Source organism: Trinickia dabaoshanensis (assembly GCF_002879885.1).
GTDB lineage: Bacteria > Pseudomonadota > Gammaproteobacteria > Burkholderiales > Burkholderiaceae > Trinickia > Trinickia dabaoshanensis.
Map to the genome: position 1 here is coordinate 84,238 of NZ_PNYA01000016.1, position 14,709 is coordinate 98,946.

At 59.8% G+C, this 14,709-nt stretch carries 9 protein-coding genes, 1 tRNA gene and 1 pseudogene; 1 reads left to right on the forward strand and 10 read right to left on the reverse strand.

Going from position 1 to position 14,709, the window contains the following annotated elements:
- Nucleotides 1–203 precede the first annotated feature (203 nt).
- From C0Z18_RS17990 to C0Z18_RS18015, 6 genes are all read right to left on the reverse strand, one after another.
- Nucleotides 204–2,918: a glycoside hydrolase family 19 protein gene (locus tag C0Z18_RS17990; RefSeq protein WP_146014038.1), complete on the reverse strand. Its 2,715-nt coding sequence runs from the start codon at nucleotides 2,916–2,918 to the stop codon at nucleotides 204–206.
- A 207-nt stretch (nucleotides 2,919–3,125) separates the two neighbouring features.
- Nucleotides 3,126–3,920 carry an Nmad2 family putative nucleotide modification protein gene (locus tag C0Z18_RS17995; protein WP_102646783.1) on the reverse strand — a complete coding sequence of 265 codons (795 nt, stop codon included), beginning with the start codon at nucleotides 3,918–3,920 and terminating at the stop codon, nucleotides 3,126–3,128.
- On the reverse strand, nucleotides 3,917–4,771 hold the full coding sequence (locus C0Z18_RS18000; RefSeq protein WP_102646842.1) for an Nmad3 family putative nucleotide modification protein: 855 nt from the start codon (nucleotides 4,769–4,771) through the stop codon (nucleotides 3,917–3,919). Before C0Z18_RS18000 ends, C0Z18_RS17995 begins: the two co-directional genes overlap by 4 nt.
- 85 nt (nucleotides 4,772–4,856) lie before the next feature.
- The gene (mcrC, locus tag C0Z18_RS18005; protein WP_269845320.1) at nucleotides 4,857–5,993 is read right to left on the reverse strand and encodes a 5-methylcytosine-specific restriction endonuclease system specificity protein McrC; all 1,137 of its coding nucleotides are present in this window, start codon (nucleotides 5,991–5,993) and stop codon (nucleotides 4,857–4,859) included.
- A complete protein-coding gene (locus C0Z18_RS18010; protein WP_102646785.1) occupies nucleotides 5,990–7,828 on the reverse strand; it encodes an AAA family ATPase in 1,839 nt (612 codons plus the stop codon). Before C0Z18_RS18010 ends, mcrC begins: the two co-directional genes overlap by 4 nt.
- Nucleotides 7,829–7,925: 97 nt before the next feature.
- A complete protein-coding gene (locus C0Z18_RS18015; protein WP_269845321.1) occupies nucleotides 7,926–8,150 on the reverse strand; it encodes a M48 metallopeptidase family protein in 225 nt (74 codons plus the stop codon).
- Between the two features lie 432 nt (nucleotides 8,151–8,582).
- Between C0Z18_RS18015 and C0Z18_RS18020 the strand changes: the two are divergent.
- Nucleotides 8,583–9,698: pseudogene (locus C0Z18_RS18020) on the forward strand (MFS transporter); the annotation flags it as partial.
- 322 nt (nucleotides 9,699–10,020) lie between these two features.
- On the opposite strand, the gene C0Z18_RS18025 reads toward C0Z18_RS18020, so the two are convergent.
- The 4 genes from C0Z18_RS18025 to acs form a co-directional block, all read right to left on the reverse strand.
- A tRNA-Ser gene (locus C0Z18_RS18025) sits at nucleotides 10,021–10,111 on the reverse strand.
- An 81-nt stretch (nucleotides 10,112–10,192) separates the two neighbouring features.
- Nucleotides 10,193–12,211, reverse strand: coding sequence for a sodium:solute symporter family protein (locus tag C0Z18_RS18030; RefSeq protein ID WP_102646786.1), 2,019 nt, complete (start codon nucleotides 12,209–12,211; stop codon nucleotides 10,193–10,195).
- On the reverse strand, nucleotides 12,208–12,567 hold the full coding sequence (locus C0Z18_RS18035) for a DUF4212 domain-containing protein (protein ID WP_199189487.1): 360 nt from the start codon (nucleotides 12,565–12,567) through the stop codon (nucleotides 12,208–12,210). The genes C0Z18_RS18030 and C0Z18_RS18035 overlap by 4 nt, the downstream gene beginning before the upstream one ends.
- Before the next feature lie 138 nt (nucleotides 12,568–12,705).
- Nucleotides 12,706–14,688 carry an acetate--CoA ligase gene (acs, locus tag C0Z18_RS18040; RefSeq protein ID WP_102646787.1) on the reverse strand — a complete coding sequence of 661 codons (1,983 nt, stop codon included), beginning with the start codon at nucleotides 14,686–14,688 and terminating at the stop codon, nucleotides 12,706–12,708.
- Between the last annotated feature and the right edge of the window lie 21 nt (nucleotides 14,689–14,709).

A 14,709-nucleotide genomic window follows, 5' to 3' on the forward strand; every position in this document is an offset into this window, starting at 1 on the left:
TCGGCCTATAGATAGACAAGCTTATCGTCTGATCCGCGTCATTTCTTTCGACCGAAACGACCGAATTTTTGTATATTCTCCCTGCCGAATACACACCCGTGGATGGCGACACAGCCGGGCAGACTGCAGGTTCGGCCGCGCTCGCATAAGCTAGCGAGGCGAACGAAAGAAAAACCCAGCATGCGAGGCATTCAAAAAAGCGTTTAATTCGACTCTTGCGGAAGCCCCAAGAGCGGTGCAACTTTATTGTATGCACTAAGTCTTTCAGCATGTCCATTCTGCCCTCCGTTAATCTGCTGTGTCACTGCCGCCACATCTCCCGCATCTGCTACTGAGTTCACGCCACGATTGACGGCCCAATACACGAATGCAGATTCCACTCCATACTCAAGATCCGAGAGAAGAAGATCTGGATTACTCACAAAATCCTTTGGATCATCGGGAAAACGATGATTGTGTTCCCTGTTGAATACTTCGTAGTTCGCCTTGAATGTAGTTTGAATAAGACCACGCCCCCTGTACTTGTAGCCATCGCCGCTCGCCTCCGGGCCATTGTGGTACCTATCCGCATAAACAAGGTTAGCCAGATTTTCAGGGTTGTGCGCGTAGCGATCGGGGCTAGTCCATAGCGCCGGGCGAAGCTGTCCGAAATTACAAGCTATGTCGCCGTTTACTATATTAAATTTCGCCGTATGATTCCCATGAGGCGGCAATTTACACCCATAGACTTCCTTCATCCTTCTTTCCGAATAGTCGAGCCTTTCTTCGACATTCTTGAATTCGCTCTCTACCGCTACTTGGGAAAGGAAGTGCGCAATCCTTCTCGGGGTTGTGACGCCATACCCTTTCGCATATTTATTTAAATACGGAAGTATCTGTCGATGATAGTCGACCGATCCGCCCGGATCTACGGCATTCAGCATTTCGAGCGTGATTAGGTCCGCCGGCACCATGAAATTCCCCACCAATCCAAGCGGATGGATGTGAAAAACAGTTGCGCTCGAAGGGAAGCCGTCAATGGTTGCCACTTCGTGCCAAAACCGCAACGCCTCGATGCGGGTCTTTTCGGCTTGCCAAACAGGTAAGCCTGCCTGCATATGCGAATCGAGAGCGTCCCACTTGCTCATATCGCCACCCCATTCGCTCTCGTATTTCACGATCAAATGGTCGATGCGATCTGCGAGCCACGGTTTGCCGAGTGCCGCTTTAAGTTCTTGTGCAGTGATCTTTCCGTCGTGTTGCCCCGCCTTGTCAATGGCGTCCTCCAACTTCTTGACGGTAGCGTCCGACTGGACGCCATTGAAGGCTTCCTCGAAACTCGCGATCTCGTCTGGCGTGCCATCCTGGGCGATGAAGAGTGCGCGCTGGAACATGTCCGAGACCGGCGCACTCAAGGTGGCGAGATCGAAGCCAGGCCAATCCCAGGGACTCTTCAACTCGACAAGCGGATGCCCGTGGTCGCATACCCAGCCATCGATTTGCGCATCGTTTGCATCGGCCACGCTAACGCGATACCACGTCTTGTTCCCACTTTCGGCACACTTTTCGGTCGCATCAGTGTGAATGACGCGCGCCCAAGCAGCGGCCTCGCCGCCAGCAGCCGACACGTTCAGCGGGAAGTTTCTCCATGCCTGCCGTACACCAGTACCATGCAGATCCGCGCGCGAAATCCAGCATGCTTGCCCGGGCAGTGGGTGGCCCGCCGCGTCGACAGCATTGACTTTGCACCAGGGACCGCTACTTGGCGAATCACTGGCCGCCTTAACCGAACCGCTGACGGACGTGTCCTGTGGCGCAGGCTGAACCAGCTTGGCGCCCGCCGAAATCAGCAGCAGCGTACGGGATTTTGGATCGAGTTGTTGAGCCCGGGCTCGGCTTCGCGAAATATATTGCGCAAGGTCGTCTCCGGTGAACACCTCTACGTGCAGCAAAGGGCGTTCTCCGAGTTGAGGCGGGAGCGTATGGTGCGCGCGCGCTTCTGCAAAGCGTTGGTATTCGCCGAGATAGGCGACAGTCTCGCCGGTGCGGATCCGTCGCGGCTTGGGCAAAACGTAGACCTTATCCACTGCAAGGGGTTGCGATTCGTGGTGTGCCTGAGCCAAAAAAATCCAGCCCGACGCAGCATTGGCAGACAGCGTATCGCCTTCCTTATACGACGAGATATCGCCCGTGACGACGCCGGCTAATTGGCCCCATGCACCATGTCGCTGACCGATCCTAACTTTCGTCCCACGCGCTAGCCATCCCACGGGATTACCGTGCGCCGAAGGCGAGGACCGCACGCGTAGTCCGAGGGTCGAGTGGTCCGGGTGCCCGTCAGCGTCGAGCCGCGGATCTGACGCACTTGTCCCGATGCTGTACACGTCGTCTGTGCCATAGTAGGCCGGCAGTGTTTTGGCGTGACCTTGTTGAGCCGCATGATCTGCGTCGTAGCCTTTCTGCGGCAACGTGTGCATATACAGGCTGAAGAATGTCAGTATGTCTTGCGCAGGCGGTGTCGCGTTCTGAGGGGCCGGGGCCGGCGCGGCAGGTGAAGGACCATTGGGGCCGGCGGGTTGCGTCGGAACTGGCGGCAAGACCAACCGGTGGCGCACCAGCGTGAATCCCTTCGAATAGCCGGCCTTGATCCCCCCCGGATAGCTCAATCGCTGGAGTTCGGAATCGAGTCGAAATGCGACGACTTCCCCGTCGGCAATACACTTCACCCCGCCATCCTGATTGAACCTATCGGCAGTTTCGGCACCGAAATGAATGCCTCCATGCCATAGTCCGTTTGTGCCAATCGGATAGAAGCCGTCTTGAGCCGCCGCGAGGGCCGCGAGATAGGCTTCGGGCGTAGACGGGCCGTTTGTGCGCTGGAGTGGAAAGGGATAGGCCCAGCTTTCCACTTTCGATGGCTGCTCTGGTTGTTGTGACACGCGCAATCCTTTTTCTTTTTGCTCTCTACTCTCATAGATCGTCGATCCATCACTCCGGAGAATTCTCGGGGAGGATCGGCGGATTGCTATTGTATGACGAGAACATCTCGTTGAGTCGCGCTCGCTGATTGCGCACGGATCCGTTTGCTTGGTCTTGTGTTCCTCAACGGCATCGTCGGCATGCCAATCAGCAATCTCGCTACGTCGTCATCGCGAGCCACAAGTCCGTTTGACCGCTCTCACTTCACCACCCTGCGTTGGCGAAGGAATGCCGCAACCTCGATCCTCGTCTCGACGGCAGTGGTTCACGTCAACGCGATCCGCCGCATTACCCGCCTCATTGCCTGTGCCGACCTCGTCAGAAGCTCGCTGCCACACGTGCCGAGGCTCGATTGCTGTCAGGTAGTGCCGGTAGTTGTCCGGCTCCTTATCGCGCGGGCTCCCCAAGCGACCGCTAGCGTCGATTGATTCAAGCCAGTGAATAAACTTCTCGATGGATGCAGCGTCGTACACGTATTGGATGCCCTGACGCCTGAGGACAAGCCCCGGAAAGAGATTGGCAAATGCCAGCGACTCAGGCATCGAACTCGCCGCACCGAAGTACCAAAAATTTTCCGGCCCTTCGGCCAAGAAGACGGGCCTCCCGCTATCCTGTACGAACAAGTCCACGGAGTTGTGACCCGCGGAAGGTACCCTTCGCCAATGCACGCCTTCGCGGAAGTAAAGATTGTCCCCGCACCTCTGTTCGGGCTTACCGTTCATCACCGGACGCTTTTGCGGGTAATCGCGGAAGTACCGGTCCATGTCAAGAACGCTCGTCAGACGCATCGCGTAGACCAGACGATTCCCTGTCGCCTTGCACGAATGCCCCACAATCCAGTCACCGCGTTGAAGGCGCGCATTCATGTGGTTAGGTGTGCAAAGCGCCAGCGAACAGATGTCAAAGTAAGGATTCGGGGCGAGCCCAGTATCCGATGTCATCACATACTTGAGCAGCTTCATGCCGTCCCTCCGATGAGATTCGCCACCCACGGTTCAAGCTCCGGGTAGGCATTGCCATCGATCACGAACTCCTGCCCTTTCGCCGCCGTCTTCAGCGTCACTCTATCGCCTGCTACTTCCCAACAGTCGGCAGCGGGATGGTAGGTTAGCGGCTTCCTGCCTTTTGGCTCGAACCACGACGGCAACGACCAGAAGCTGCGCGAAAGCCCTTGCCGCGTCAATTGCAACGACGGACGCAGCGACGGGAATCGCCCGCCTCCGAGGCCCTTGATATAGGCCGAACGCTCGCGTCCGACGTAAAGCGTGTTCCGCGGATTCGTGTGTCTCTCCGGCAAAGCTACGTGCGGATGCGTCGCAATCCAAGGATGTCGTCGCAACGAACCGGCGCGGTCAGTGACCACAGGCAGCACTTCGTCTACCTCCAGCCAACCGAAGATAACGTGCAAGTCCGGCGCACGCGGCACAAAGCGCCATCGGCCCGAGAATTTTTCGACTTGTCGGAACCACCCAAAGAACAGAAAGACGTCGCCCGCACCCACGCCATTGTTGAAAAGGTGCCCCTGGGCTGCTCCCGTCTGACCGAAGGCAGGCCGCCAGCCAGGAATGACAGCTGTGTGATTGCCGCCTAGGTCCGGATCGTAATGGACCGTCGACTTCGAGCTATGCCGTTCGCAGGATAGATCCCGAAGCATGACGTCCAGGTCGAGATCTGGGAGCCCCAAGTTATCAATAGTCGTTAGGTCGTGACCGCTCGGGATCGGAAGCGCAATCAATCTGCCATCCGGCAGGATCGGACTGGCCATACCCCCGGACTGTTGGTCGAAGCCCTTCCGCGAGAAAACAACTTTCATTCGGGTCCTATGTCTTAGCGCGTTTCCTAGACGCACGTATCGGCCGTCGATCGGGCCAACGCCGTCAATCACGCCGCGATCATGTTCAATTGGCGCGGTCATAAGCGCCTTCCGGATCAGCACCCGACAGAATGACGCGAAGCTCACGCCGTATGGCTTGTACGCCCTGAGCAAGGTCTACAGTGGCGAACGCGATGGCATGTCGCTGGATCGTGACGGACTCGCGAACGCGAACATCGACAGCCGGGTGCAGAAACAGCCCTGATGCCTGATCCCACAGCGGGTCGCGCCCCTCCTGCGAACGCAAGTATGCGTACATTTGGTACAGATACGGGCTTTTCAGACTCGCACCACCAAACCGGCTCACGCCAAGAACCGATGTGAATTTGGTGTCGATGACAAGCCTGCGCCCGAGCGCCGGATCGTCAATGATGATGTCCGTGATCATGCCTGGCAAGATGTCGGCAATGCCACCCGTCTCGGCCGACACTTGCCAGTCCATGTACATGCCACCGCGGACACTCGAACCGATTGGCTCTAACTCGACGCGCGCGAATCCAAGTATGGCCTTTTCAAACAGGCGGCGCACCCATGCGTCCCCCCGCTCAGGCGCAAGCATCGACGTTGACCCAACCTCTTCCGTGGGGAGAGCAAGATCAAATGCCAACTTCGCCAACGCAACCATGAGACGGTCATGATGGTCGTTCCGGCTGATCTGGTCTTGCGCCAGCTCGGCCCGGGATGGGCGAAGACCAATCACGCCCATACGACCGAGCGTCGCAGCAAGGGAATAGCATTGCCTTCCAAGGTCACGGTCACACACCAAACGCGCAAGGACATCCAATGCTGCACGGACAAGACGGTTTCGCGGAGTGTTGGTCGTCAGCTCTTCGAAGCGGCAATACACCTCGCCTCGGGACAACAACTGCTGCGCTTCCGTTTTGAGGATATCGATCCGTCCGCGGACACGGGTAAGACTCTGCGCCCTGTATTGATATCCGCGCGAAACATTCCAGCGCAGACGCTGCTCAACCGCGTGAGCCAACAACCTCGCGATCAGATCGGGAATCTCTGCTAGATCTTCCTCGACGAACGCATCGAAGGCTCCCTCGATACGCGTCAGATCGGATGCATACAGCATTAGGAACCACAGGTTACGCACGGGGATTCGGCCAATCTTTCGTGTTCCGATGGCGACATCCGGAGCGGCGGTCCCGTTCAAACCAACCCCGCGAGCAGCTTTTGTCGGAGTTCCCGCGCCGTTTCCGGCGCGTCGTACCAGTACTCATCGAGCAGCGGGCCAATCTCAGATTCGACTTTGGCCCGGAACCATTCCACACCGTTGTCAACCCTGCCATCCGGCGTTAGATACGAGTGACCGATCCGAAACTGCGCCCCCAGCGAAACTGTCTTTTCGATCTTGCCATTCAGATCGACGATTCGACGTTCGATTTCAGCAATCAACCCATCGTCGAGACCGTGCGCGGCACCCCACGCGCGCCATGGAGCGCCAAACCGCGGCTCAAGGTCGACGAAAGCAAACCGGCGCCGAAGCGCCAGATCGACAATGGCGAGCGAGCGGTCAGCAACGTTCATGGTGCCGATAACGTATAAATTGTCCGGCACATGAATGCGCTCGCCTGGCTCCTTGCGATAAGCCAACTCCATCGCCTCGGAGCGATGGCGTTTCGACGCTTCCAGTAACGTCAGCATTTCACCGAAAATCTGCGCCGGGTTTCCGCGATTCACCTCCTCGATCACCAGTACAAATGGCAGGTCGGGTTCGCTCTCTGCTGCCTGAATGGCCTGCATGAGGATGCCATCCACCAATGCCAACTGACCGTTTCCGGCGGGACGCCAACCGCGCACGAAATCTTCGTACGCCAATGACGGGTGAAACTGTACGATCCGCAAGCGGGAGCGCGTCGCATCGCGGTCATCCGATCCCACAAGCGCGAAACCCAGGCGCTTGGCGAGCCAAGTCTTCCCTGTTCCAGGTGGCCCCTGGAGGATCATGTTTTTCTTTGTTCGCCACCGATCGAGTAGAACCGTCAGTTCCTCGACCGACAGAAAGCATCCGTCGGCAACGATCTGATCGACTGTATAGGACGGGGAGATCTCTTCGGCGACTTCCTCCTCATCCTCGACAGACGCCGTGCCGACCGCATTATTGACGGCAACAACACCCGCACGACCACCGTACTTTTCTTTCCAATAGGGCTGCGCCAGGAACCATGCGTAGTCCTGCAAGGCCCCCTTAAACGCGAATTCAATCAGGCGGCGTCCATCCTCGGCTTCAGGATCGACCTGGGCAATGGTGTTGCGGTACGTGTAAAAGAACCAGTCACGCGGCGCGCTCACCGGATCCCAAGCCACGCGGACCGTTCGACCGTCGCCCGAATTTTCTAGAACGGTGCCCGTTGCCTTGATCCGCATCGCCGACACGGACTTGCCCCCGACATCGAATGGGAGATGCCGCTTCTGGACAAAAGCGGCCTTGATGGCGATCTGGTCACCCGGCCGGATTTTGCGAACCTGGTCGAGGAACTGATCCTCGTATCCGTTCTGCCAGACTCCCTCGCTCAAGAAGCGTTGCAGCTGCTCACCGGCTTCCCACTGCGCCCCAACGAACCAATACGCCTTGTCATCATCCTGATCGGCTCCGAGGTCGGGCGCGGTAGCTTCATCTTCGGAGGCAACATTACGAGGCCGGTTAGCGTCGCGGATACGGACGTAAAGATCCCATGTCCGCTCGGGAGTCAGGTGTGCGCCGCGGCCGTCTGGCGTCAAGCCCCAGAGCCCACGTTTTGCATTGCTGACCAACCCCGCCTTCGCGAGATAGAAGCGGGTCCAATGCACATCGTTTTCAAAGATCGACTGGCCGCCGCCCTTGATATGGCGGGCTAGATCGTCGTCAGCAACCGAAGCGTTCGCCCGAATCCAGGCCAGGGCTTCAGCTGGTCGCATTGGATTCGGATCAACAGACCGCAACGCATCCAGTAACAGCGGGAAGTATTTCGTGAAGCGATTCTTTCTCTCTTCTGTTGCTGTCGTCACAAATTCACCCCGTATGGTCGAACTCGATCGGCGCTTCCATCCCCAGGCCGCCCGACGACGGGCCGAGATAGCAATCGTGCACTAATACGCCCAATTCTCATGCCGTACCGGCAGTCGATTCAACTGGTCGCGAACCTGCCGCCACTGCGGCATGAACCGGTCCATCAGCGATTGAAACCGCGCGTTGTGAGTCGGCATCGATCAGATGCAGCAACTCATGCACGAGAATGTATTTCAAGCAGTCTTGCGGCTTGCAAGCCAGGTGCGTATTCAGGCGGATGTTGCCGGATACCGGGTTGAAGCTTCGCCAATTCGTCTTCATGCGCTGCACGAGAACGTGCTGGGCAGCAATTTATCCGTTTTCGATCATGCCTGACGCGCTTGGGCTTAGTCAATTGCCGAGGACCGGCGCATACGGCGAACATCGGGCTCGAGCCTATTTTCGTTGCCAATTCGTTGCTCGGCTCACTCTTCGCCGGGGCCGGGGCCGGCATTGCGTTTTTTGGCCGAGTCCGCGATGATCCATGAGCGTCGCGCCAGCGAGCTCGTAGCACTGCCGATCGCGCGGCCGTTACTCCAGAATGCTTATGCCTGGGAGCTCGTAAATGCTAATAGCCCTGTAACGAGATCCTCTAATGCGTGCCGATCGCACGCTGTAATGGGAAAGAGCGTGTCATCATCACAAGCAATTGCCAGTGCCGACAACAACCGCACACTGCTGTTCGTGCTTTCGATGTAGGTATTCTTCGTTGGCGCAAGCGAGTTCATGCTCTCAGCGATGCTGGGTCCGCTCAGCGCCGCATTCGACACCGACTCGACCAGCATTGCCTGGCTTATATCGAGTTATGCGTTCGCTTACGCCATCGCGGCCCCGTTTTTCGGCTATCTGTCGGACCGCATCGATCGCAGCCGGCTTCTACTGATCGCGCTACTGTCGTTTGCGATCGACGGCGTCGGCATTGCTTTCGCGCCGACGTTGCCAATCGCGATCGCGCTGCGAATCTTCGGCGGACTCGCCTCTGCGGTCATCATTCCCACCGCGTTCGCGCTGGTCTCCGAAGTCATTCCGCGCGAGCGCCATGCGTCCGCAATGGGTGCCGTCATGCTAGGCATGACGTTCGGCATCGCCCTTGGTCCCGCGTTGGCAGGGCTGCTGACAAGCTGGGTTGATTGGCGAGCGCCGTTCCTCCTGACGTCGATGGACTGCATCGTGGCGTTTTTGATAGGCGCCGTGGCGATGCCTAAACGGCACAGTGCAGTCGCCACGCGTGAAAACCATGGCTTCAGGTGGCTCCGTAACGCTAACGTTACACGCCAGTTGCTCGCAAAAGGCTTATGGAACGGAACCGGCGTATCGGCTTTCCTATTGTCGGGAGAGGTGTTGCGCCAGCGCTATCAGCTTGACGTTGCTCATGTCGGGATGAGCGTGACGGCGTTCGGCATCGGGCTGGGGATCGGCAATCTGTCTGCGGGGAAGCTGCGACGCCTGACTGGCAGCGAGGAACATTCGCTGACCGTCGTGACAAGCGTGCTAATCGCTTCGGTCGCGGCGTTCTATCTTCTGCCGCTTTCGATCTTTGGCGCGCTCGCCTGTCTGGCAGCGTGGGGAGCGGCGCTAGGGATCGGAGCCCCGTCTGCAACTACGGTGCTGGCCGAACGTTCGGGGCGCGACAAGGGCACGGTTCTGGCAACCGCGGAGACACTCAACAACGTCGTCATCCTGTCTCTCGTCCCCATCGCTTCTGTGGCGCTGGCGGGCGGGGCGATCGCCATGGCTACAACGGTCTTCTTAGTGGCCTTGGGTGTCGGGTCCGCGGTGACGCTATACGACGCGCTTGTTACACGTCCTCGGAGCCGTCGACACGCATGAATACCATTTGGACGGTCGCTCGATAAACGCCGCAAGGTTGTTGCTTTGGAGCCATTCGATCGTCTTGGCGGCTCTGCTTGTCCCGGGATATCGCCGGGCGCAGGCGAGAACTCGCCGTGATCGGCGCAGCAGCATGGATCGTCTTCGGGCGATAAGCCTTTCGAGAAACTCCACTTCCTACCCCCAATCCTACCCACAAACGCGGGGGCGAATGCCCTGGGGCGCTGAGCGAACGCGACTGGATCGACAACCCCAAATTGCCCGACGGGCAAGGCTGAGCGAGATTTCCTGAGAGTCGGCGAGAACGCCTGAGAAGCTTGACTGGCGGAGAGAGGGGGATTCGAACCCCCGATAGGTTATTAACCTATACACGCTTTCCAGGCGTGCGACTTAAACCACTCATCCATCTCTCCGAGAGCCGCGCATTATAGCAGAACTCCGCAGGCGCGTGCACTCCCCTCGCCTTCGCGTATCGAGAGCCCTCCAAACCGCCCTCAAGGATGCCGAATGTAGTCTACGAGCGCCTTCGTATAAGCATCGGGCGCACGGTCGAACAAGCTCACAACGATCGTCGCGACAAACCCAGCCGGCACCCCGAACACCCCGGAGCTAATCGGCTCGATCCCGAACCACCGCGGCCCGACAAAACCCGTCAGTTGCCGAAAGTACGGGTACGTCGAGACGATGTAATAGACGCACACCCCCAACCCCGCGAGCATGCCCGCAACCGCCCCACGCTGAGTCGTCCGTTTCCAAAACACGCCCAGCACGAGCACGGGGAAAAAACTCGATGCCGCGAGCGAAAACGCCGCCCCCACCAAGAACAAAATGTTTCCCGTATTGAGCGACGCCACGTACGACGCAAACAACGCCACGCCAAGCAACAAGATCTTCGATATCGTGACGCGCCGCTGACTCGACGCCTCGGGATCGACCATGTGGTAATAGATGTCGTGCGACAACGCATTCGCGATCGTCAGCAACAACCCATCCGCCGTCGAAAGCGCCGCCGCCAACGCCCCCGCTGCAACGAGCCCGGAAATCACATACGGCAGCCCCGCGATCTCCGGCGCGGCCAGCACGACCATATCGGGCTGAAGCCGAATCGCGGACCATCGAATGATGCCGTCGCCGTTGCCTACATCGATACCGACCAAGCCCGGCTCGGCACGATGCCACTGCGTCACCCATGTCGGCCAGTCGGCCATCGAACGTCCGACGAGATGCGTCATGACGTCGTACTTGATCAGCACCGCCAGCACCGGCACGGTCACATAAAACAGCGCGATAAAAAACAACGTCCAAGCCACCGAGCGCCGCGCGGAACTCACCGACGTCGTCGTGTTGTACCGCGACAAGATATGCGGCAAGCTCGCGGTCCCCAGCGACAAGCACAGCAGCAACGAAAGAAAATTGCGCTCGTGGGTGCGCCGCTCGTCATCGCTAGCAGCCGGAAACGGCTCGTACATCGGCACGGGATCGGTTGCGCGCGCAAGCAAATCGTCACGCTCTTGGGTCCACACCACGCGCGCCGCCGCTGCATCGCGCGGGAACGCCTCGAGCGCTGCCTCGCGCGCATGGATGTCCCTCAGCGGCCCATTGCGACGACGCAAGTCGTCGAGCTCGCGCATCAACCGCGCCTTCTCGTCCAGATAGGAACCCGGCAGCGCCGCGAGCCGCACGTCGATTTGCGCGGCCCACTCCCGATACGACGCGCGAACGCTGCGCTCCTGCGGAGAATCGCGCACCGTCCGATCAAGCTTCTCCATGCGCTCCATCATCCGGCCATAGGTCAGTTGCGGCACCCACCCAAGCCCATCCTTGTGCGCGATCATCGACACGGGAATCAAAAACGCGCTGATGAGAATCACGTACTGCGCCACCTGCGTCCACGTGACCGCGCGCATGCCGCCAAGAAACGAACACACCAGAATGCCGGCCAAGCCGCATGCAATGCCGATCGCGAAGTCGACCCCGATGAAACGCGTCGCGATCAGCCCCACGCCTTGAATCTGCGCGACGAGATAAACGAACGAGCACAGTATCGCCGCCATCGCCGCAATACCGCGCACGACGTTGCTCGAATACCGCGTACCGAGAAAATCGGGAATCGTGTAACGCGCGAGCTTACGCACGTACGGCGCGAGCAGGAACGCGACGAGGCAATAGCCGCCCGTCCAGCCCATCATGTACGCGAGCCCGTCGTAGCCGGTCGCGTACAAAGAGCCTGCAAGCCCGATGAACGAGGCCGCCGAGAGCCAATCGGCCGCCGTCGCCATCCCATTGAAAGCGGCCGGAACCCGTCGCCCAGCCACGTAGTATTCGACGAGATCGGAGGTACGCGACAGCAAACCGATCACGGCGTACACGGCGATCGGCACGAACAGGAAGACGTAGCCCACCCATACGCCGGGCCCCGTCACCCGCTCGATGCGCCACATCGTATAGACGAACAGGAAGAACCCGAGCGTATATAAGGCGTAGGCGCGAACGAGCCGGCTCACGAGCCTCATCGCGCCGCCTCGTGAGTGACATCGCTCGCGGCATCGTCCGCCGCGGCCTGTCGCAAACGACGGTCGGCGCGCGTCATGCCGACGATGTACACCGCAATCAGCAACAGGTAAATGACGATCGCCCCTTGGGCACCGAGGTAAAACGGCAATCGAAAACCGCCCACGCGCACGCTCGACAACGCACGCGCGAAGAGCGGCACGACGAACGAAACGGCAAACCCGATCAGCATCAACACGCTGATCAAGATCACGTTGAAGCGCCAATAGCGACGATGCGCGAGCATCATCGCACCCGAAACCGGAGGCGGTTCGAGCGAGCGTTGAGCAATGGGATCGAGAGGACGTGGCGCGGCCATGCGCCTATGTATCAAAAAGGCGCGGCACGGGCAATCGGGATTGACCGTGCCGCGCCTTCAACCCAGCGCCGCAAGCATGCGGCCGCGCGCTAGACAAAACGTCGCAACCGCTTTCCTGCCACGCGCCGCGTCATGCGATCAACGCACCTCGGCGAGTTGTTCGAGGATCGCGGGGTTCTCGAGCGTCGAGACGTCCTGGGTGATTTCCTCGCCCTTCGCGAGCGAACGCAGCAAGCGCCGCATGATCTTGCCCGAACGGGTCTTCGGCAAGTTGTCGCCGAAGCGGATGTCCTTCGGCTTCGCGATCGGCCCGATTTCCTTGCCCACCCACGCGCGCAACTCGTTGGCGAGCTTGGCGGCTTCCTCGCCCTCGGGGCGCGGCCGCTTGAGCACGACGAATGCAACGACGGCTTCGCCCGTCGTATCGTCGGGCCGGCCCACGACGGCGGCCTCGGCCACGATCGGATTGGACACCAACGCCGATTCGATCTCCATCGTGCCGAGCCGGTGGCCCGAGACGTTGAGCACGTCGTCGATCCGGCCCATGATCGTGAAGTAGCCCGTTTCCTTGTCGCGTACGGAGCCGTCGCCCGCGAGATACAAGTTCCCGCCCAGCTCGGCCGGGAAGTAGCTCTTCTTGAAGCGCTCGGGGTCGCCCCACACGGTCCGCAACATCGACGGCCACGGCCGCTTGACGACGAGAATCCCGCCCTGCCCGTTCGGCACGTCTTGTCCCGTCTCATCGACGATCGCAGCCATGATCCCCGGCAGCGGCAACGTGCACGAGCCCGGCACGAGCGGCGTCGCACCCGGCATCGGCGCGATCATGTGACCGCCGGTCTCGGTTTGCCACCACGTATCGATCACGGGGCAGCGCGCGCCGCCGACATGCTGGTGGTACCACACCCATGCCTCGGGATTGATCGGCTCGCCCACCGTGCCCAGAATGCGCAGGCTCGACAAATCGAAACTCTTCGGATGGACCTTCTCATCCGCATCGGCAATCTTGATCAGCGAACGAATCGCCGTGGGCGCCGTATAGAAGATGCTGACCTTATGCTTCTCGATCATGTTCCAGAAGCGGCCGCCGTCCGGGTACGTCGGCACGCCTTCGAACACGACCTGCGTCGCGCCGAGCGCCAGCGGACCGTACGTGATGTACGTGTGGCCCGTGATCCAGCCGATATCGGCCGTGCACCAGAAGACGTCCGCCGGCTTCCAGTCGAAGGTCCATTTCATCGTCTGCGCGGCCCACAGCAGATAACCGCCCGTGCTGTGCTGCACGCCTTTGGGCTTGCCCGTCGAGCCCGATGTGTAGAGCACGAACAGCGGATGCTCGGCGCTCAACCATTCCGGCTCGCAAGTCGCGGCTTCTTGCGCGACGACCTCATGCATCCACAGGTCGCGCGAAGCATCCCACTCGACGTTGCCGCCCGTGCGGCGATAGACGATGACGCTCTTGACGGCTTCGCAGCCGCCCATCGCCAGCGCTTCGTCGGCGATCCGCTTGAGCGGCAACGCTTTGCCGCCGCGCATTTGCTCGTCGGCCGTGATGAGCGCGACGGCCCCGACGTCCACGAGCCGCTCGTTCAACGATTTCGACGAGAAACCGCCGAACACGACCGAGTGCGGCGCACCGATACGCGCGCATGCCTGCATGGCCACGACACCTTCGATCGACATCGGCATGTAGATGACGACACGATCGCCCTTCTTCACGCCGCGCCGCTTCAGCGCATTGGCGAAGCGGCACACGCGCTCGAGCAAGTCCCGGTACGTGACGTGCGTGACAACGCCGTCGTCCGTTTCGAAGATCACCGCGGTGCGATCGCCCTGTCCGGCTTCGACATGGCGGTCCAGGCAGTTGTACGACGCGTTCAGCTCGCCGTCTTCGAACCACTTGAAAAACGGCGCGTCGGACTCGTCGAGCACTTTCGTAAACGGCTTGCGCCAAGCGAGCGTCTCGCGCGCAAGCTTTGCCCAAAAGCCGTCGTAATCGCGCTCGGCTTCGGCCATCAACGCCCGGTACGCGTCCATTCCCGAAATGGCCGCGCCGGCCGCCGCCTCGGCGGAAGGCGAGAATACGCGGTTTTCGCGAAGAACCGATTCAATCGCAGACATCGACTACTCCCTTATCGACAA